Below are 20,137 nucleotides of genomic sequence, written 5' to 3' on the forward strand. Positions count from 1 at the left end.
CTGGCAGGCCAGCTCCCACAGTTTTGATTTGAGTGCATTCAGTTGGAGATTGGTTGGCTGGCAAGCCGCCATCGCTGGCAAGCCAGCTCCCACAGTTTTGATTTGAGTGCATTCAGTTAGAGATTGGTTGTCTGGCAAGCCGCCATCGCTGGCAGGCCAGCTCCCACAGTTTTGATTTGAGTGCATTCAGTTGGAGATTGGTTGGCTGGCAAGCCGCCATCGCTGGCAAGCCAGCTCCCACAGGTTTGATTGGAGTGCATTCAGTTAGAGATTGGTTGGCTGTCAGGCCGCCATCGCTGGCAGGCCAGCTCCCACAGTTTTGATTTGAGTGCATTCAATTAGAGATTGGTTGGCTGGCAAGCCGCCATCGCTGGCAGGCCAGCTCCCACAGTTTTGATTGGAGTGCATTCAGTTAGAGAATGGTTGGCTGGCAGGCCGCCATCGCTGGCAGGCCAGCTCCCAAAATTTTGATTGGAGTGCATTCAGTTAGAGATTGGTTGGCTGGCAGGCCAGCTCCCACAGTTTTCATTGGAATGCATTCAGTTAGAGAATGGTCGGCTGTCAGGCCGCCTTCGCGAGCAAGCTCGCTCCCACAGAAGAGCAAGAGCAGAACGCGTACCGCTTCTGCTTCTGCTTCTGCTCCTCACCACTCAACAGGATGAGCGTTAGCTCGGCTGCAGCTCTTGATCTTGATCCACGGGCGACATCGGAAGGCTGAGGGGAGGGATTCATCCGGGGGTGGGAGCGCAGCGACCGTTCGACGAAGTCGAACACATCGAGAGGAGGTGCAGCGAAGCAAACCGGAGGCGATGCCCCCGGATGGTTCCCGGAGCGAAGGAACCCCGAGCCCCAGCGAGCGGGCCGAACGTAGGAGCAAACGTTTTTTTGCTTACTTTTTTTAGGCGTTTGTAAAAAAAGTGAGTCGCCGTCAGGGCGAAACCCTAAGTGGCCGTTACCGCAGCAACGGATATGCCCCCCCTCAAATCTCACTGAAGAAATGCAGCAACCTTGCCCGCCGCAGCCGCCAGATGCTGCTCATGGGTAAACCCCGAGGCCTTCAAAGGCTTCAAGTCATGATCCCCAGCGGCCAACCAAAACACCTCAATCCCCGTCGATAACGAATACCCCTCAACCGCCTCACGATTACCCAGAGCATCCCGCTCCCCCTGCACAATCAACGTCCGAGTCCGCAAAGAAGCCAGATGCTCGACCCGAGGCTTCTCCGGCTTCCCCACCGCATAAAACGGATAACCGAGGCACACCAAGGCATCCGCACCCAGTTCATCAGCCAACAGACTGGCCATCCGCCCGCCCATGGACTTGCCGCCAATGGCTAGACGCCCAGTGACATGGCGTCGCACCACGGCATACACCTCACGCCAGCATTCCAGCAGTTTTGGCGCCGGATTCGGAGGACGCTTGCCGCCATCGACGCGCCTTTGCGCCATGTATGGAAACTCGAAGCGCAATACATTGACCCCTTGAACCGCAAGGCGCGCAGCCATATCGCTCATCCAGAGGCTGTCCATCGGCGCACCGGCACCGTGGGCAAGAATCAACGTCGCCGAGGCCGGCGCTGACGCGGCATTCCACAACCATCCATGCTCCCGCACACATTGCGCCCATTGATCCCCGTCAATACTGGCCTTGTGCTCTTTGTCCATGCTTGCCTCGCTTTTAGTCTGCCTATAACTCCAGGCGAAGCGGCGCTGCTGGCGCTCACTTCGGCTGAACCGTGGATGGGGAACCATGAACACTTCTATCAGTACCGCCTACAACTACAAGGTGGTCCGCCAATTCGCCATTATGACGGTGGTGTGGGGCATCGTCGGCATGGGTCTCGGGGTTTTTCTCGCGGCTCAATTGGTCTGGCCCGAACTCAACTTCAATCTACCGTGGACCAGCTTCGGCCGTTTGCGCCCGTTGCACACCAACGCGGTGATCTTCGCTTTTGGCGGTTGCGCCCTGTTCGCCAGCTCGTTTTATTCGGTGCAACGCACCTGCCAGACCCAATTGTTCGCGCCGAAAATCGCCGCGTTCTGCTTCTGGGGCTGGCAACTGGTGATCCTGCTGGCGGCCATCAGCCTGCCACTGGGTTACACCAGTTCCAAGGAATACGCCGAGCTGGAATGGCCGATCGACATCCTGATCACCATCGTCTGGGTCGCCTACGCCATCGTGTTCTTCGGCACGCTGGCCAAGCGCAAGACCAAGCACATCTACGTCGGCAACTGGTTCTTCGGTGCGTTCATCATCACCGTGGCGATCCTGCACATCGTCAACAACCTTGAAGTGCCGGTGAGTTTCACCAAGTCCTACTCGGTGTACGCCGGTGCGACCGATGCGATGGTCCAGTGGTGGTACGGGCACAACGCCGTGGGCTTTTTCCTCACCGCCGGTTTCCTGGGGATGATGTATTACTTCGTGCCCAAACAGGCCGAGCGCCCGGTGTATTCCTATCGCTTATCCATCGTGCACTTCTGGGCGCTGATCACCCTTTACATCTGGGCCGGTCCGCACCACTTGCACTACACCGCGCTGCCGGACTGGGCGCAGTCGCTGGGCATGGTGATGTCGCTGATCCTGCTGGCGCCAAGCTGGGGCGGGATGATCAACGGCATGATGACGCTCTCGGGCGCCTGGCATAAGTTGCGCAGCGACCCGATCCTGCGCTTCCTCGTGGTGTCCCTGGCCTTCTACGGCATGTCGACCTTCGAAGGGCCGATGATGGCGATCAAGACGGTCAACGCCCTCTCCCACTACACCGACTGGACCATCGGCCACGTTCACGCCGGCGCGCTCGGCTGGGTGGCGATGATTTCCATCGGTGCGCTGTATCACATGATCCCGAAAATCTTCGGTCGCGCGCAGATGCACAGCATCGGCCTGATCAACGCGCACTTCTGGCTCGCGACCATCGGCACCGTGCTGTACATCGCCTCGATGTGGGTCAACGGCATCGCCCAGGGCCTGATGTGGCGCGCCGTCAACGAGGACGGCACGCTGACCTACTCCTTCGTCGAAACCCTGGTGGCCAGCCACCCAGGCTTCGTCGTGCGACTGGTGGGCGGTGCGATCTTCCTCAGCGGCATGTTCCTGATGGCTTACAACACCTGGCGCACCGTGCGGGCCTCGCAGCCTGCCGAAGTCGCCGCTGCCGCGCAGATGGCCTGAGGAGTCCGCCATGAAACACGAAACAATCGAGAAAAACGTCGGCCTGCTGATGCTGTTGATGGTGCTTGCCGTGAGCATCGGCGGCCTGACCCAGATCGTCCCGCTGTTCTTTCAGGACGTGACCAATAAACCAGTGGAAGGCATGAAGCCCTACACCGCGCTGCAACTGGAAGGACGTGACATCTACATCCGCGAAGGCTGCGTCGGTTGCCACTCGCAGATGATCCGCCCGTTTCGCGCCGAGACCGAACGCTACGGCCACTATTCGGTCGCCGGTGAGAGCGTCTGGGATCACCCGTTCCTGTGGGGTTCGAAACGCACCGGGCCGGACCTTGCACGAGTCGGCGGCCGTTACTCCGAAGACTGGCACCGCGCGCACTTGTACAACCCGCGCAACGTCGTGCCGGAATCGAAGATGCCGGCCTATCCGTGGCTGGTGGCCAATCAACTCGACAGCAGCCACACCGAAACCAAGATCAAGACCATGCGCACCCTGGGCGTGCCCTACACCGACGACGACATCGCCGGTGCAACGGCCTCGCTCAAGGGCAAGACCGAAATGGACGCACTGGTCGCCTACCTGCAAGTGCTCGGCACTGCCATCAAGAGCAAGAGGTGAGCCATGGTCGTTGAGTTAAGCAGTGGAATGATCCGAGGCCTGGGCACGGTCGTGGTGTTCGTGGCCTTCGTCGGCCTGTCGTTGTGGGTGTTCAACAGCAAGCGCAACCCGGCATTCGCCGAAGCGAGCCTGCTGCCGTTCGCCGACGAACCACAACCCGATAGCCCTCAAGAACCCGCAACAACAAGGAGTACCCGGCCATGACCACCTTCTGGAGTACGTGGATCTGCGTACTGACCATCGGCAGCCTGATCGGCCTGACCTGGCTGCTGATCGGCACCCGCAAGGGCGAAACCAAGGGCAGCGTCGACCAGACCATGGGCCATAGCTTCGACGGCATCGAGGAGTATGACAATCCGCTGCCGCAGTGGTGGTTCATGCTGTTCGCCGGCACGCTGGTGTTTGCCGTGGGTTATCTGATCCTCTATCCCGGCCTGGGCAACTGGAAAGGCGTCCTGCCGGGTTACGAGGACGGCTGGACCGGCGTCCACGAATGGGAAAAGGAGATGAACAAAGCTGACGCAAAGTTTGGGCCGATTTTCGCCAAATTCGCCGCCATGCCGCTGGAAGAAGTGGCCAAGGACCCGCAAGCGCTGAAAATGGGCGGTCGTCTGTTCGCCTCCAACTGCTCGGTCTGCCACGGCTCGGATGCCAAGGGCGCCTTCGGCTTCCCGAACCTGACCGACGCCGACTGGCGCTGGGGCGGTGCTGCCGACACCATCAAGACCACCATCATGGGCGGTCGCATGGCGGCAATGCCGGCCTGGGGTGAAATCCTCGGCGAAACCGGTGTGAAAAACGTTGCCGCGTATGTACGTCACGAACTGGCGGGACTGCCATTGCCAGCCGACAGCGGTGCCGATGTGCAAGCCGGACAGCAACTGTTCAGCACCACCTGCGTGGCCTGTCATGGGGCAAACGGCCAGGGCACTGAAGCCATGGGAGCGCCGAATCTGACGCACCCGGCCGGATTTATCTACGGTTCAAGCCTGGCGCAACTGCAACAAACGATACGTCATGGCCGCCAGGGCCACATGCCGGCGCAGAACGAATTGCTCGGCAACGACAAAGTACAACTGCTGGCTGCGTATGTTTACAGCCTGTCTCACGGTCTGAGCACCGAGCGCTTGCAAGCCGAAGGCAAACGCGAATAAATCTCGACCGCTCTACTGCCGCATTCTCCCGGATGCGGCAGTTCCCTGCTTTTTTGCGACCAAGTGTCGCACCCCTCCTTGGGTCGCTCCTTTCGGTTCACCAGATTCGGGTCTAAGCTTCTGCGATGCGGACTGGCATGAGCCGGTTCCAGGTCGACCCAACCCGATGCGTTCGACGAATTCGCTCGATGACAGGCCGCAAAGGCTGGTAGATACCGGCTGTCGTGCCAATCGCCGTCTGTCACCCGATCGTTGTGTTTGAACACACCCCGTTACAACTGACCTGACCCCCTCACACTTTTCGTTCGCTGCGACATTTTGTCCGGGGGCAATTTTGTCCTTACGCGGCGCATGGAAAGGCCGCAGAATCAGCTTTTGAAAGCATTGATCCAGGTCATGGCGCGTTGCAATGACCCCCTGCTTTCTCCATACTTGCGACCGATTTTTACTCCTAATAAAACACCCAAACCGTGGAACCTTAGAATGAGCACAGCAATCAGTCCGACTGCTTATAACTATAAGGTAGTCCGCCAGTTCGCCATCATGACGGTGGTCTGGGGGATCCTTGGCATGGGGCTTGGTGTCTTCATCGCCTCACAGCTTGTATGGCCGGAATTGAACTTCGGTCTGCCGTGGACGACTTTTGGACGCTTACGCCCGTTGCACACCAACCTGGTGATTTTCGCCTTCGGTGGTTGTGCACTGTTTGCCACTTCTTATTACGTCGTGCAGCGAACCTGCCAAACGCGACTGATTTCCGACAGTCTCGCCGCCTTCCACTTCTGGGGATGGCAAGCGGTGATCATCGGCGCCATCGTTACCTTGCCGCTGGGTTACACCACCACCAAGGAATACGCTGAGCTGGAATGGCCCCTGGCTATTTTGCTGGCCATCGTCTGGGTTGTTTACGGTCTGGTGTTCTTCGGCACCATCGTCAAGCGCAAGACCAAGCACATCTACGTCGGCAACTGGTTCTACGGTGCCTTCATCGTCGTGACGGCGATGCTGCACATCGTCAACCACATGTCGCTGCCGGTCAGCCTGTTCAAGTCCTACTCCGCCTATGCGGGTGCAACGGACGCGATGATCCAGTGGTGGTACGGCCATAACGCGGTCGGTTTCTTCCTGACCACCGGCTTCCTGGGGATGATGTACTACTTCGTTCCGAAGCAGGCCGAGCGTCCGATCTACTCCTATCGCCTGTCGATCGTGCACTTCTGGGCGCTGATCACCCTGTACATCTGGGCCGGTCCGCACCACCTGCACTACACCGCACTGCCGGACTGGGCTCAGTCCCTGGGCATGGCGATGTCGATCATTCTGCTGGCTCCAAGCTGGGGCGGCATGATCAACGGCATGATGACCCTGTCGGGCGCCTGGCATAAGCTGCGCACCGACCCGATCCTGCGCTTCCTGGTGGTATCGCTGGCGTTCTACGGCATGTCGACCTTCGAAGGCCCGATGATGGCCATCAAGACCGTGAACTCGCTGTCGCACTACACCGACTGGACCATCGGCCACGTACACGCCGGTGCTCTTGGCTGGGTAGCGATGATCTCGATCGGCGCCATCTACCACATGATCCCGAAACTGTTCGGTCGCGCGCAGATGCACAGCATCGGCCTGATCAACACACACTTCTGGCTCGCAACCATCGGTACCGTTCTGTACATCGCCTCGATGTGGGTCAACGGCATCACCCAGGGCCTGATGTGGCGTGCAATCAACGACGACGGCACCCTCACCTACTCGTTCGTCGAAGCCCTGCAAGCCAGCCACCCTGGCTACATCGTTCGCGCCCTGGGCGGTGCGTTCTTCGCCAGCGGCATGCTGTTCATGGCTTACAACGTATGGCGTACCGTACGTGCCTCGAACCCGGCAGAAGCCAAAGCCGCTGAACAGATTGCTGTAGTTGGAGCTCACTGATGAAGCATGAAGCAGTCGAGAAGAACATTGGCCTGCTGGCCTTCTTCATGGTTATCGCCGTCAGCATCGGCGGCCTGACCCAGATCGTTCCGCTGTTTTTCCAGGACGTCACCAACAAGCCGGTCGAAGGCATGAAGCCTCGCCCTGCGCTTGAAGTCGAAGGACGCGACGTGTTCATCGCCAACGGTTGTGTCGGCTGCCACTCGCAGATGATCCGCCCGTTCCGTGCTGAAACCGAACGTTACGGCCACTACTCGGTCGCCGGTGAAAGCGTCTGGGACCACCCGTTCCTGTGGGGTTCCAAGCGTACCGGTCCGGACCTGGCCCGCGTCGGCGGTCGTTACTCCGATGACTGGCAGCGTGCGCACTTGTACAACCCGCGCAACGTAGTGCCTGAGTCGAAAATGCCGGCCTACCCATTCCTCGTGGAAAACAAGCTCGACGGCAAAGACACCGCCAAGAAACTGGAAGTCTTGCGCACGCTCGGCGTCCCTTACACCGACGAAGACATCGCCGGCGCCAAGGATGCTGTGAAGGGCAAAACCGAAATGGACGCGCTGGTGGCCTATCTGCAAGGCCTGGGCACCATCATCAAAAGCAAACGGTGATTTAGATGGATATCGGGATGATTCGTGGCCTGGGCACCGTTGTTGTGATGGTGGCCTTCATCGGTCTGGCGTTGTGGGTATTCAGCCCCAAGCGCAAGTCGGAGTTTGAAGACGCGACCTTGCTGCCTTTCGCGGATGATCCCGAAGCCATCAAGCACGTCGAGCAAGCTTCTAGGAGTAACAAAGAATGACTACGTTCTGGAGTCTGTACGTCACAGTCCTCAGTCTCGGCACCATCTTCGCCCTGACCTGGCTGCTGCTGTCCACCCGCAAGGGCCAGCGCAGCGAAGCCACCGAAGAAACGGTTGGCCACTCCTTCGACGGGATCGAGGAGTACGACAACCCACTGCCAAAATGGTGGTTCATGCTGTTCGTGGGCACCATCATCTTCGCCCTGGGCTACCTGGTGCTGTACCCGGGCCTGGGCAACTGGAAAGGCCTGCTGCCAGGTTACAACTACCTGGATAACGAGAAGCAGACCGCGTTCGCCAACGGCCAGTCCGGCTGGACCGGCGTTCACGAGTGGGAAAAGGAAATGGCCAAGTCGGACGCCAGGTTCGGTCCGATCTTCGCCAAGTTCGCTTCCATGCCAATCGAAGAAGTGGCCAAGGACCCGCAAGCCCTGAAGATGGGTGGCCGTCTGTTCGCCTCCAACTGCTCGGTCTGCCACGGTTCCGACGCCAAGGGCGCCTATGGCTTCCCGAACCTGACCGACGCCGACTGGCGCTGGGGCGGCGAGCCGCAAACCATCAAGACCACCATCATGGGCGGCCGTCATGCGGTCATGCCAGCGTGGGCTGACGTGATCGGCGAGCAAGGCGTTGCGGACGTTGCTTCGTTCGTACTGACCAACCTCGATGGCCGCAAGCTGCCGGAAGGCACCAAGGCTGACCCGGTTGCCGGCCAGAAGCTTTTCGCCGCCAACTGCGTGGCTTGCCACGGTCCGGAAGGCAAAGGTACGCCAGCGATGGGCGCACCTAACCTGACCCACCCGGCAGCGTTCATCTACGGTTCGAGCTTCGCTCAACTGCAGCAGACCATCCGTTACGGCCGTCAGGGCCAGATGCCTGCGCAAGAACTGCTGCAAGGCAACGACAAGGTTCACCTGCTGGCCGCTTACGTCTACAGCCTTTCTCACGGTGAGAAGGCTCCGGCGGCAGATGCTCAGTAAGGCAAATGCTTGATGCAATAAAAAGGGCCCCGCCAGTGATCTGGCGGGGCCTTTTTTATGGGCGACTGGCCCAGATCGATTTCACCGGTACCGTATCCAGCAGCTTTCGGGTCTGCCATTGGTTGTTCGTCACAAGGTTGATGTGCAATTGCTTGCGATCATCCGAGAAGCTGGCAATCAGGTAGGTTTGCTGGGAACTGGCGCCGCTGAGGTACATTGGCACGCCATTCACTTCATAGGCATCACCGCCATTTTGATGGTAATGGCCGGCAAAAATGGCAGTGACCTCATACTTCCTGATCATTTGGTGGAAACGCCTCACTTGCTCACTGTTCCCCATCATTTCCTCCGGCTTGTGCATGTTGATAATGATGGCGTAGCCCTGAATCCGAGCGTGTCTCAAATCGATTTCAAGCCAATCGAGGGTACTGTTGATATCGAAGGTCGTCGGGTTTAACGCGTGAGAAATCCTGGTCGCATAGGTCGGTTCATTATTGAGTTGCACCATATGGACGTCACCGATGTTCTTGGAATAGGCGAGGCTGCCCGAATACTGCCGGCTAATGAAACTGCCCGTAATGTTCAGATCAAAGTTATCAACCTTGCCTTCATGGTGTTCTTTGAACTCCACGATACTGCCGGCCGCGCAACTATTGCTGAAGCAATCATCCACGTTATTCTCATAATCGTGATTACCCAACCCATACAGATAATCGTCCTTGAAGTATTTTTTCAATACCGAGTTCATGTAAGAGCGCTGCCAGCCGTGACCGAAAGCGGTGATATCACCATTGATCATCAGCGGCACATGGGATTGCGCATTGTTTTTCCGAAAGTCGGCAATACTCGCAAACTGGGTCTCTACCAGCCATTTTGAACGGCTATTGAAATCCGCTTCTGACTCCGGCTCTCTGCGGTCGAGCTTATCGGTCCACGGGTATTGCGTATCCGAAGCGAAGATCATGTGATGTGGAGCACCCTCCACTGAATAGGCAAAAGGCATCGTAGACAACAGGCACACGCCCAGCACAAACTGCTTAACTTTCTTGGCAATCATGAAATTCCGTTTCCATTAGTATTAAATAAAGTGCGATTAAAGCTGCACCCCACCAACTTAATGAAATCGAACAAAAACCTCAAACAACCAACCAGAGCCAATTAAATAAATATATTTCCGCAACCCGCAATTAATACAGAAGAACAACTTCGCCCAATTTTTTTGCAGTTTATATTCAGCGTTTGGTGAGCCCCACCAGGAAGCCGCTGCGGCAATCCCTTCGGTGATCGGCATGCCGGGCGGCCACGAATCGCATCACCTCCCAATCTGAATCTCGAAAAACCGTCCATAATTCATAAGTCAATTGATTCAAGTCATTACACCGTCAGTTGATTTCTACCAACGTGACCAAAGGTCGCACCCTTGAGGTAGAGCTACAGGCGTATCATTGCGCCACTGCTACACCCCTTTTCGACCGCGGTCGGCATGCACTGACCGAGGCATTTTTCCACTGCCGTGGGATGCAATGATGAGCAATCAGATTCCGGTACACGACGTCACACCGCCTGCCAAAAACGCGAACAACAGCGTCGACCTCTACGCCTCCCGAGAAAAGATCTACACCCGAGCCTTCACCGGCCTGTTCCGCAATTTGCGAATGATGGGCGGGGCCTTTTTGTTCCTGTTGTATTTCGGCACGGTCTGGCTGAACTGGGGCGGTCATCAAGCCGTGTGGTGGAACCTGCCGGAACGTAAATTCTTCATTTTTGGCGCCACCTTCTGGCCCCAGGATTTCATCCTGCTTTCCGGCATCTTGATTGTCAGCGCCTTTGGCCTGTTCTTCATTACCGTGTACGCCGGCCGGGTCTGGTGCGGTTATACCTGTCCGCAAAGCGTCTGGACGTGGATTTTCATGTGGTGCGAAAAGGTCACCGAAGGCGACCGCAACCAACGCATCAAGCTCGACAAGGCGCCGATGAGCGCTAACAAATTCCTGCGCAAACTCAGCAAACACTCGATGTGGCTGTTGATCGGCTTCGTGACCGGCATGACCTTCGTCGGTTACTTCTCGCCGATTCGCGAACTGACCATCGATTTCTTCACCGGCGAAGCGGATGGCTGGTCGTATTTCTGGGTCGCGTTCTTCACCCTCGCCACCTACGGCAATGCCGGCTGGCTGCGCGAGCAAGTGTGCATTTACATGTGCCCCTATGCGCGCTTCCAGAGTGTGATGTTCGACAAGGACACGCTGATCGTTTCCTACGATCCACGTCGCGGCGAAAGCCGTGGCCCGCGCAAGAAAGGCATCGACTACAAGGCCCAGGGCCTTGGCGACTGCATCGATTGCACCATGTGCGTGCAGGTTTGCCCGACCGGGATCGACATCCGCGATGGCCTGCAGATCGAGTGCATCGGCTGCGCCGCCTGCATCGATGCCTGCGACAGCATCATGGACAAAATGGAGTACCCACGCGGTTTGATCAGCTACACCACCGAACATAACCTGTCCGGGCAAAAAACCCATAAACTGCGCCCGCGCCTGATCGGCTACGCCTTGGTGCTGCTGACCATGATGGGCTTGCTGGCCGGCGCGTTCTTCATGCGTTCGCTGGTCGGTTTCGACGTCAGCAAGGACCGCGTGCTGTACCGCGAGAACGCCGAAGGCCGGATCGAAAACGTCTACAGCCTGAAGATCATGAACAAAGACCAGCGTGACCACACCTACGTGCTGGAAGCCTCTGGTTTGCCGGACCTGAAGCTGCAAGGCAAGCGTGAAATCAAAGTCGCCGCCGGGGAGATTTTCAGCCAGCCCGTGGAATTGTCCATGGCGCCGGAGAAACTGCCGTCGAGCACCAACGAGGTCAAATTCACCCTCAAGGATGCCGACGACAACAGTGTCCACGTTGAAGCCAAGAGCCGATTCATCGGCCCACAAATTCGTTGAGAGAAGTGATCATGCCCGCAGCAAATGCCGCAAGCCCTTGGTACAAGCATCTTTGGCCATGGATCATTATTGCCATCCTGGCCTGCTCCGTGACCCTGACCTTGTCCATGGTGACCATCGCGGTGAACAATCCCGACAACCTGGTCAATGACAATTACTACGAGGCCGGCAAAGGCATCAACCGCTCCCTGGACCGCGAACTGCTGGCACAGACCCTGTTGCTGCGCGCCAGCGTGCATCTGGACGACGTGACGGGCGAAGTCGACTTGCGCCTGAGCGGCAACAGTCAACCCAAGACCCTTCAACTGAACCTGATCTCACCGACCCAACCCGAGAAGGATCGCAAGATCACCCTCACCCGCAGCGAAACCGAACAAGGTCGCTACATCGGCCAGCTGAGTGACAAGATTGAAGGCCGTCGCTTTGTCGAATTGCTGGGTGTGCAGGACGACAAGACCTGGCGTCTGTTCGAGGAAGAACAGGTCATCCATGACAAGGACCTGATGCTGGGCGATGAGCCGCTGCAAGGCGCCGAAGACCTGAAGAAGTAAGCCTCACCTTGATCGTTCCCACGCTCTGCGTTGGAACGCAGCCAGGGACGCTCTGCGTCCCAGCCGAAGCGGACGCAGAGCGTCCGGGGAGGCATTCCCACGCAGACGGTTCGACGCCTCGACGTGGGAACGATCATCGGACAACACGCTGTGAAAACCCCATGACCAGTCCATTCCCCTGCTACCACTGCGCCCTGCCCGTCCCGACCGGCAGCCGCTTCACCGCCGTGGTCCTCGGTGAAACCCGCGAGTTCTGCTGCCCGGGCTGCCAGGCCGTGGCTGAAGCCATCGTCGCCGGCGGTCTGGAAAGCTATTACCATCATCGCAGCGAATCCTCGGCCAACCCCGAAGCCCTGCCCGTGCAGTTGGTGGATGAACTGGCGCTGTACGACCGCGCCGACGTGCAACAACCGTTCGTGCGCCACGATGGCGAACTCGCCGAAACCACCTTGCTGATGGAAGGCATCAGTTGCGCCGCCTGCGGCTGGCTGATCGAGAAACACCTGCGCGGCTTGCCGGCGGTAGCCGAGGCGCGGTTGAACCTGTCCAATCATCGCCTGCATGTACGCTGGGCTGATGCGCAATTGCCACTGAGCCAGGTGCTCAGCGAGTTGCGCCACATCGGCTACGCCGCCCATCCCTATCAAGCCGACCGCGCCAGCGAGCAACTGGCCGCCGAAAATCGCCTGGCCCTGCGCCAACTCGGCGTGGCCGGCCTGCTGTGGTTCCAGGCGATGATGGCGACCATGGCCACCTGGCCCGAATTCAACATCGACTTGAGCCCCGAGCTGCACACCATCCTGCGCTGGGTTGCACTATTCCTCACGACGCCGATTGTGTTCTACAGCTGCGCGCCCTTTTTCAAAGGCGCCCTGCGCGACCTGCGCACCCGTCACCTGACCATGGATGTTTCGGTGTCATTGGCAATCGGTAGCGCCTACATCGCCGGGATCTGGACCTCGATCAGCGGTGTCGGCGAGTTGTATTTCGATGCGGTAGGCATGTTCGCGCTGTTCCTGCTGGCCGGACGTTACCTGGAACGTCGCGCCCGGGAGCGCACCGCCGCCGCCACCGCGCAGTTGGTAAACCTGTTGCCCGCCTCGTGCCTGCGCTTGAGTACTGACGGCCAGAGCGAACGAATCCTGCTCAGCGAATTGCGCGTCGGCGATCAGGTGCTGGTACACCCCGGCGCGATTCTGCCGGCGGACGGCAAGATCCTCGATGGCCAGTCAAGCATCGACGAATCGCTGTTGACCGGCGAATACCTGCCGCAACCTCGAACGCTGGGCGATGCCGTCACCGCCGGCACGCTCAATGTCGAAGGCGCCCTGACCGTGCAAGTCCTCGCCCTCGGCCAGGACACTCGGCTGTCGGCCATCGTCCGCCTGCTGGACCGCGCCCAGGCCGAGAAGCCGCGCCTGGCGGAAATCGCCGACCGCGCCGCGCAATGGTTTTTACTGCTGACCCTGATTGCCGTCGTGGCCATCGGCTTGCTCTGGTGGGAGCTGGATTCATCTCGCGCCTTCTGGATTGTCTTGGCGATGCTGGTTGCCACCTGCCCGTGCGCCTTGTCGCTGGCCACACCGACCGCCCTCACGGCCGCCACCGGCACCCTGCATAAACTGGGTTTACTGTTGACGCGCGGTCATGTGCTCGAAGGCCTGAACCAAATCGACACGGTAATTTTCGACAAGACCGGCACACTGACCGAAGGACGCCTGGCGTTGCGCTCGATCCGTCCGCTCGGCGAACTCGGCAGCGATCAATGCCTGAGCCTGGCCGCCGCGCTGGAAAACCGCTCCGAACACCCGATCGCCCGCGCCTTTGGTCGCGCACCGCTGGCCGCCGAAGAAGTCCACAGCACACCGGGGCTGGGCCTTGAAGGGTTGGTCGGCGCGCAACGCTTGCGCATCGGTCAACCAGGCTTCGTCTGTGAGCTCAGTGGCGCGCCCGTGCCGTCGATGCCGAAGGAAGCGGGCCAATGGCTGCTGCTCGGCGACAGCCAGAGGCCGCTGGCCTGGTTTGTGCTCGACGACCGCCTGCGCGCCGACGCCCAAACGCTGGTTGACGCCTGCAAGGCCCGTGGCTGGCGCACACTGCTGCTGTCGGGCGACACCTCGCCGATGGTCGTCAGCGTCGCCGCCGAACTGGGCATCGATGAAGCCCGGGGCGGCTTGCGCCCGGATGACAAATTGCAGGTCCTGCAACAGCTGCACAAGGAAGGCCGCAAGGTGTTGATGCTCGGTGACGGGGTCAACGACGTGCCGGTGCTGGCCGCCGCCGATATCAGCGTGGCAATGGGCTCGGCCACCGACCTGGCGAAAACCAGTGCCGATGCGGTCCTGCTCTCGAACCGCCTCGAGGCGCTGGTGCAAGCCTTCAGCCTGGCGCGGCGCACCCGCCGGGTAATCATCGAGAACCTGTTGTGGGCCGGGCTGTACAATGGCCTCATGTTGCCGTTCGCCGCCCTCGGCTGGATCACGCCGATATGGGCCGCGGTCGGCATGTCCATCAGTTCGTTGACCGTGGTGCTCAATGCCCTGCGCCTGACTCGCCTGCCGAGCGCGCCTGCCAGCCGTACCACGCCAGAAACCCGTCCGCTGCCGGCCTGAGCCGCGCGGGCATGGAGTCCAGATGCCAGCTCTCTACGTGATGATCCCGGCCGCGCTGCTGATCGTGGCCATCGCCGTTTACATCTTCTTCTGGGCGGTCGACAGCGGTCAGTACGACGACCTCGACGGCCCGGCCCACAGCATTCTGTTCGACGACCAGGACCCGAACCACAAGGCCGCGGTCGACGAAGCCAGCGGTCATCCGGTCAAACCGGACGACAAGGCTCCTCCGCATGCTTGAGTTGGCGCCGCTGTTAGTGTCTGCGGTGATTCTCGGCCTGCTTGGTGGCGGGCACTGCCTGGGAATGTGCGGCGGCTTGATGGGCGCGCTGACCCTGGCGATTCCCAAGGAGCAACGCAGCCGCCGCTTTCGGCTGCTGCTGGCCTATAACCTGGGACGAATTCTCAGCTATGCCACCGCCGGACTCTTGATCGGCCTGGCAGGCTGGGCCGTGGCCAACAGCCCGGCGGCCATGTTCATGCGGGTGATCGCCGGTTTGCTGCTGATCGCCATGGGCTTGTACCTCGCCGGATGGTGGAGCGGCCTGACCCGCATCGAAAGCCTCGGTCGCGGCCTGTGGAGGCATATCCAGCCGGTCGCCAACAAACTGCTGCCCGTGTCGAGCCTGCCACGTGCTTTGCTGCTGGGCGCGCTGTGGGGCTGGCTGCCGTGCGGTCTGGTTTACAGCACCTTGCTGTGGTCGGCGAGTCAGGGCAATGCGCTGGACAGTGCGCTGTTGATGCTGGCCTTCGGCCTGGGCACCTGGCCGGTGCTGCTCGCCACAGGCCTGGCGGCTGAGCGGGTCACGGCGTTGTTGCGCAAACGCAGTGTGCGGATGACCGGCGGGTTGCTGGTGATCCTGTTCGGCCTGTGGACCTTGCCGGGGCCCCATCAGCATTGGTTGATGGGGCATTAGATCGGCGGCCCCCCCCATCGCGAGCAGGCTCGCGATGGGGTCCTCACTAACAACACAAATCCTGACCTTTGATGCAAATCAAGATGCCCCACCGCCCCGCGCCCTAGACTCGCTGACACTGCCAGCCTATCCGGGGGAACGCCCGCATGATGCTCGACGCCATTCGTTGGGACACTGATCTGATCCGCCGTTACGACCTGGCGGGACCGCGCTACACCTCTTACCCGACCGCCATGCAATTCGACGGACAGGTCGGCACCTTTGACCTGTTTCACGCCCTGCGCGACAGCCGCAAGGCGCTACGCCCGTTGTCGCTGTATGTGCACGTGCCGTTCTGCGCGAACATTTGCTACTACTGCGCCTGCAACAAAGTCATCACCAAGGACCGCGGCCGCGCCCAGCCCTACTTGCAGCGCCTGGAGCAGGAAATCCAGCTGATCGCCTGCCACCTCGACCCCACGCAAAAAGTCGAGCAACTGCACTTCGGCGGCGGCACCCCGACCTTTCTCAGCCACGACGAACTGCGCCAGCTGATGGCCCAGTTGCGCAAACACTTCAACTTGCTGGACGACGATTCCGGCGACTACGGCATCGAGATCGACCCACGCGAAGCGGATTGGTCGACCATGGGCCTGCTCCGCGAGCTGGGCTTCAACCGGGTCAGCATTGGCCTGCAAGACCTCGACCCGGCGGTGCAACGGGCAGTCAATCGCCTGCAAAGCCTGGAAGAAACCCGCGCGGTGATCGATGCCGCCCGGACCCTGCAATTTCGCTCGATCAACATTGACCTGATCTACGGCTTGCCGAAACAAACCCCGGAGAACTTCGCGCGCACCGTCGACGAAGTCATCGCGCTGCAACCGGACCGGCTCTCGGTATTCAACTACGCGCACCTGCCGGAACGCTTCTTGCCGCAACGGCGGATCAACAGCAACGAGCTGCCGACACCGGCGCAGAAACTGGAAATGCTCCAGCGCACCATTGAACAGCTGACCGCCGCCGGTTACCGCTACATCGGCATGGATCACTTTGCGTTACCCGACGATGAGTTGGCGATTGCCCAGGAAGAATCGACCCTGCAGCGCAATTTTCAGGGCTATACCACCCACGGCCATTGCGATCTGATCGGGTTGGGCGTGTCGGCGATCAGTCAGATCGGCGACCTTTACTGCCAGAACAACAGTGACCTGAGCCAGTACCAGAGCGCCCTCGCCAGCGCTCAACTGGCGACCAGTCGTGGCCTGGTGTGCAACGCCGATGATCGCGTGCGGCGGGCGGTGATTCAGCAATTGATCTGCACGTTCAACCTGGAGTTTTCGGCGATAGAGCAGACGTTCAACATCGATTTTCGTGGCTACTTCGGGGAACTGTGGCCGCAGCTCCAGACCCTGGCCGATGACGGCTTGATCACGCTCGACAACGATCGGATCACCGTACTGCCCGCCGGACGTCTGCTGGTGCGGTCGGTGTGCATGGTGTTCGATGCCTATCTGCAACAGCACAATAACCAGCGTTTTTCCCGGGTGATCTAGTGCCTCATCGAGTCGGCAGTCATCAGGCAGGCGTTAAGCGTCGAGAGAGCGCCCCGTCATCGACAAGCGACAAAACGGCGCATGCTGGCTTGAATGTCCTCCCGTGAGTTACCCTTACGGCTTATGTGTGTTTTCCCACAAGGATTGAAGAAATGTCCGAGCCAGTAAAACTGCGTGCTCACAGCCAGGCCCATTGCAAGGACTGCAGTCTGGCCCCGCTTTGTCTGCCGCTGTCTTTGAATCTGGAAGACATGGACTCGCTGGACGAAATCGTCAAACGTGGCCGACCGCTGAAAAAAGGCGAATTTCTGTTCCGCCAGGGCGACACCTTCGACTCCGTTTATGCCGTTCGCTCCGGCGCCCTCAAGACTTTCAGTCTGAGCGATGGCGGTGAAGAACAGCTCACCGGCTTCCACCTGCCGAGCGAGTTGGTCGGCCTGTCGGGCATGGACACCGAAAAGCACCCGGTGTCGGCGCAAGCCCTGGAAACCACGTCGGTGTGCGAAATTCCTTTCGAACGTCTCGATGAACTGGCCTTGCAACTGCCGCAACTGCGCCGCCAGCTGATGCGCGTGATGAGCCGCGAGATTCGTGACGATCAACAGATGATGTTGCTGCTGTCGAAGAAAACCGCCGACGAGCGCATCGCCACGTTCCTGGTCAACCTCTCGGCACGTTTCCGCGCCCGAGGCTTCTCGGCCAACCAGTTCCGCTTGAGCATGTCGCGCAACGAAATCGGCAATTACCTGGGCCTGGCCGTGGAGACTGTGTCCCGCGTATTCACGCGCTTTCAGCAAAACGAACTGATCGCCGCCGAAGGCAAGGAAATCCACATCCTCGACCCGATCCAGCTCTGTGCACTGGCCGGTGGCTCGCTCGAAGGCTGACGGTAACGAATGCGGCTGAGCGAAACGGTTCAGCCGCCGTTATACTGCGACGTTTGCAGCCTGCCAGGATTCTTCGACTATGGCCTTCGATGCCTTCGACATCAAATCCCTCATCCGCCCGGTAATCGACTTTCCGAAGCCGGGGGTGATCTTTCGCGACATCACACCTTTGTTCCAGTCTCCTACGGCCCTGCGCGTGGTGATGGACAGCTTCGCCCACCGTTATGTCGAGGCGGACTTCACCCATATCGGCGCGATGGATGCTCGCGGTTTCTTGATCGGTTCGGTGCTGGCCTATCAACTGAACAAGCCGCTGGTGCTGTTTCGCAAGCAGGGCAAACTGCCGGCCGACGTGCTGGCTGAAGGTTATGCCACCGAATATGGCGAAGCGTTCCTCGAAGTGCATGCCGACAGCTTGTGCGAAGGCGATTCGGTGGTGATGTTCGATGACCTGATCGCCACCGGCGGCACGCTGCTCGCCGCGACGAACCTGATTCGACGCATGGGCGCGCGGGTTCATGAAGCGGCGGCGATTATCGATTTGCCGGAGCTGGGTGGGTCGAAGCGGCTGCAAGAGATGGGGATCCCGACGTTCTGCCTGACGCAGTTTGCGTTGAGCGAGAAGTAAGCGTAAGCGGCGTTCTCAAGGGCCTCTTCGCGAGCAAGCCCGTTCCCACAGTGATCGTCGCCGTACACAAGATGTGTATCTGACGATAATCCTGTGGGAGCGGGCTTGCCCGCGATAGCGTCAGCCGCCACACCAAGGATTAGAGCCCCATCTGCTTACTGATGATTTCGTTCATCACTTCCCGCGTCCCGCCGCCAATCGACAGAATCCGGTTATCCCGGTACAGCCGCTCCACCAGGCTTTCGCGCATGTAACCCAGGCCCCCAAGGATCTGCACGGCATCCGTGGTTATCCGGTCAGCCGTGTCGGTGGCAAAGTTCTTGGCCATCGAAATCTCCTTGATCACGCTCTGCCCCGCCGCCATTTTCGCCGCCTGACGATAAGTGAACTCCCGTGACACCTCCAATGCCGTGGCCATTTCCGCAAGACGGTGTTTAAGCACCTGGAACTTGCCGATCGGCTTGCCGAACGCTTCGCGCTGACGCGCCCATTTCAGGCTTTCTTCCAGGGCTAACTGCGCGGTCATGTTGGCCATGAGCGCCAGGGCCAGGCGTTCACTCTGGAAATTGCCCATGATGCAGGCGAACCCCATGTTCTCGGCACCGATCAAATTGCCCGCCGGCACCCGGCAATCATCGAAGAACAGTTCGGCGGTGTCCGATGCCCACCACCCCATCTTCTTCAACTGGCGACCGACCGTGAAACCGGGCGTGCCCTTTTCGATCAGCAGCAGGCTGATGCCACCGAAACCCGGCTCCCCCGTACGCACCGCAACCGTGTAGAAATCGGCGCGGACACCGCTGGTGATAAAGGTTTTGCTGCCGCTAACCCGGTAGAAATCGCCTTCACGCACGGCGCGGGTTTGCAGGTTGGCGACGTCGGAGCCGCCGCTGGGTTCGGTGACTGCCAGGGCGCTGATTTTCTCACCGGACAGCACGTGCGGCACCACACGCTCGCGGACCTCGGGCCTGGCCCACTTGAGGATGGGTGGCAAGCCAATGTCCAGCGAACCGAGGCCCGCCACCAGACCGCCAGAACCACAACGCATCAATTCTTCGCTGGCCGCTATCTTGGCGAACAGGTCGCCTTCGTGACTGCCGCCCAGGGATTCGGGGTAACCGATCCCCAAAATGCCCGCCGCACCGGCCTTGAGGTAGAGCTCGCGGGGAAAGCTTTCGGCTTCTTCCCACTGGTCGATGTCCGGAAGAATCTCGCGCTCGACGAAACGTCTGACGCTGTCGCGGACCAATTGGTGGCTGGGGTCGAAGTATTCCTCAAAGGCAGGCATCGGCGAGCTCCACTGAAGGTTCAGCGAAGTTAACCGAGCGCTTGCTTGGTTTTCAAGAGGATTGTGTGAATCAGGTAGACCGAGGCGCCTGCATCGCGAGCAAGCTCGCTCCCACATTGGAATTACAG

The 20,137-nt window shown here is 59.7% G+C and carries 20 protein-coding genes; 16 read left to right on the plus strand and 4 right to left on the minus strand.

What is annotated here, in order from left to right:
• Nucleotides 1–986 precede the first annotated feature (986 nt).
• Nucleotides 987–1,664, minus strand: coding sequence for an alpha/beta family hydrolase (locus HNR03_RS02980; RefSeq protein WP_259150577.1), 678 nt, complete (start codon nt 1,662–1,664; stop codon nt 987–989).
• Between the two features lie 85 nt (nt 1,665–1,749).
• On the opposite strand from HNR03_RS02980, the gene ccoN (HNR03_RS02985) reads away from it, so the two are divergent.
• From ccoN (HNR03_RS02985) to ccoP (HNR03_RS03020), 8 genes are all read left to right on the plus strand, one after another.
• Nucleotides 1,750–3,174 (plus strand): cytochrome-c oxidase, cbb3-type subunit I, encoded by a 1,425-nt coding sequence (gene ccoN, locus HNR03_RS02985; RefSeq protein WP_222585444.1) that lies wholly within the window; start codon nt 1,750–1,752, stop codon nt 3,172–3,174.
• A gap of 10 nt (nt 3,175–3,184) precedes the next feature.
• On the plus strand, nt 3,185–3,793 hold the full coding sequence (gene ccoO, locus HNR03_RS02990) for a cytochrome-c oxidase, cbb3-type subunit II (protein WP_090182064.1): 609 nt from the start codon (nt 3,185–3,187) through the stop codon (nt 3,791–3,793).
• Nucleotides 3,794–3,796: 3 nt separating this feature from the next.
• Entirely contained in the window at nt 3,797–3,997 is a 201-nt protein-coding gene (locus HNR03_RS02995; protein WP_259150582.1) for a cbb3-type cytochrome c oxidase subunit 3, read from the plus strand.
• Nucleotides 3,994–4,947 carry a cytochrome-c oxidase, cbb3-type subunit III gene (gene ccoP, locus HNR03_RS03000; RefSeq protein WP_259150583.1) on the plus strand — a complete coding sequence of 318 codons (954 nt, stop codon included), beginning with the start codon at nt 3,994–3,996 and terminating at the stop codon, nt 4,945–4,947. The genes HNR03_RS02995 and ccoP (HNR03_RS03000) overlap by 4 nt, the downstream gene beginning before the upstream one ends.
• Nucleotides 4,948–5,430: 483 nt before the next feature.
• Entirely contained in the window at nt 5,431–6,873 is a 1,443-nt protein-coding gene (gene ccoN / locus HNR03_RS03005; protein ID WP_090182059.1) for a cytochrome-c oxidase, cbb3-type subunit I, read from the plus strand.
• Complete coding sequence (ccoO, locus tag HNR03_RS03010) at nt 6,873–7,481, plus strand: cytochrome-c oxidase, cbb3-type subunit II (RefSeq protein ID WP_054054085.1); 609 nt, start codon at nt 6,873–6,875, stop codon at nt 7,479–7,481. Before ccoN (HNR03_RS03005) ends, ccoO (HNR03_RS03010) begins: the two co-directional genes overlap by 1 nt.
• A 5-nt stretch (nt 7,482–7,486) precedes the next feature.
• Nucleotides 7,487–7,672 (plus strand): CcoQ/FixQ family Cbb3-type cytochrome c oxidase assembly chaperone, encoded by a 186-nt coding sequence (locus HNR03_RS03015; RefSeq protein WP_003175465.1) that lies wholly within the window; start codon nt 7,487–7,489, stop codon nt 7,670–7,672.
• Entirely contained in the window at nt 7,669–8,652 is a 984-nt protein-coding gene (ccoP, locus tag HNR03_RS03020; protein WP_222585440.1) for a cytochrome-c oxidase, cbb3-type subunit III, read from the plus strand. Before HNR03_RS03015 ends, ccoP (HNR03_RS03020) begins: the two co-directional genes overlap by 4 nt.
• Nucleotides 8,653–8,707: 55 nt before the next feature.
• Here ccoP (HNR03_RS03020) and HNR03_RS03025 read toward each other — a convergent pair whose 3' ends face one another.
• Nucleotides 8,708–9,709: a metallophosphoesterase gene (locus HNR03_RS03025; RefSeq protein ID WP_259150660.1), complete on the minus strand. Its 1,002-nt coding sequence runs from the start codon at nt 9,707–9,709 to the stop codon at nt 8,708–8,710.
• Between the two features lie 57 nt (nt 9,710–9,766).
• Entirely contained in the window at nt 9,767–9,943 is a 177-nt protein-coding gene (locus tag HNR03_RS03030) for a hypothetical protein (protein ID WP_259150661.1), read from the minus strand.
• Between the two features lie 235 nt (nt 9,944–10,178).
• On the opposite strand from HNR03_RS03030, the gene ccoG reads away from it, so the two are divergent.
• The 8 genes from ccoG to HNR03_RS03070 all read left to right on the plus strand — a co-directional run bounded on the left by ccoG (nt 10,179) and on the right by HNR03_RS03070 (nt 18,721).
• The gene (gene ccoG, locus HNR03_RS03035; protein WP_222585438.1) at nt 10,179–11,594 is read left to right on the plus strand and encodes a cytochrome c oxidase accessory protein CcoG; all 1,416 of its coding nucleotides are present in this window, start codon (nt 10,179–10,181) and stop codon (nt 11,592–11,594) included.
• Between the two features lie 11 nt (nt 11,595–11,605).
• On the plus strand, nt 11,606–12,145 hold the full coding sequence (locus HNR03_RS03040; protein ID WP_259150662.1) for a FixH family protein: 540 nt from the start codon (nt 11,606–11,608) through the stop codon (nt 12,143–12,145).
• 161 nt (nt 12,146–12,306) lie between these two features.
• Nucleotides 12,307–14,757, plus strand: coding sequence for a heavy metal translocating P-type ATPase (locus HNR03_RS03045; RefSeq protein WP_259150667.1), 2,451 nt, complete (start codon nt 12,307–12,309; stop codon nt 14,755–14,757).
• A 22-nt stretch (nt 14,758–14,779) separates the two neighbouring features.
• On the plus strand, nt 14,780–14,998 hold the full coding sequence (gene ccoS, locus HNR03_RS03050; protein ID WP_208672037.1) for a cbb3-type cytochrome oxidase assembly protein CcoS: 219 nt from the start codon (nt 14,780–14,782) through the stop codon (nt 14,996–14,998).
• Nucleotides 14,991–15,674, plus strand: coding sequence for a sulfite exporter TauE/SafE family protein (locus HNR03_RS03055; RefSeq protein WP_090182047.1), 684 nt, complete (start codon nt 14,991–14,993; stop codon nt 15,672–15,674). Before ccoS ends, HNR03_RS03055 begins: the two co-directional genes overlap by 8 nt.
• Nucleotides 15,675–15,823: 149 nt before the next feature.
• Nucleotides 15,824–17,206, plus strand: a complete 1,383-nt coding sequence (gene hemN, locus HNR03_RS03060; RefSeq protein WP_259152072.1) for an oxygen-independent coproporphyrinogen III oxidase — start codon at nt 15,824–15,826, stop codon at nt 17,204–17,206.
• 152 nt (nt 17,207–17,358) lie between these two features.
• Nucleotides 17,359–18,093, plus strand: coding sequence for a fumarate/nitrate reduction transcriptional regulator Fnr (gene fnr / locus HNR03_RS03065; protein WP_222585434.1), 735 nt, complete (start codon nt 17,359–17,361; stop codon nt 18,091–18,093).
• Between the two features lie 79 nt (nt 18,094–18,172).
• The gene (locus tag HNR03_RS03070) at nt 18,173–18,721 is read left to right on the plus strand and encodes an adenine phosphoribosyltransferase (RefSeq protein WP_222585433.1); all 549 of its coding nucleotides are present in this window, start codon (nt 18,173–18,175) and stop codon (nt 18,719–18,721) included.
• Between the two features lie 139 nt (nt 18,722–18,860).
• Here HNR03_RS03070 and HNR03_RS03075 read toward each other — a convergent pair whose 3' ends face one another.
• On the minus strand, nt 18,861–20,009 hold the full coding sequence (locus tag HNR03_RS03075; protein ID WP_259150668.1) for an acyl-CoA dehydrogenase family protein: 1,149 nt from the start codon (nt 20,007–20,009) through the stop codon (nt 18,861–18,863).
• Nucleotides 20,010–20,137 lie beyond the last annotated feature (128 nt).

It is taken from the genome of Pseudomonas sp. JAI111, assembly GCF_024809425.1.
Taxonomy (GTDB): Bacteria; Pseudomonadota; Gammaproteobacteria; order Pseudomonadales; family Pseudomonadaceae; genus Aquipseudomonas.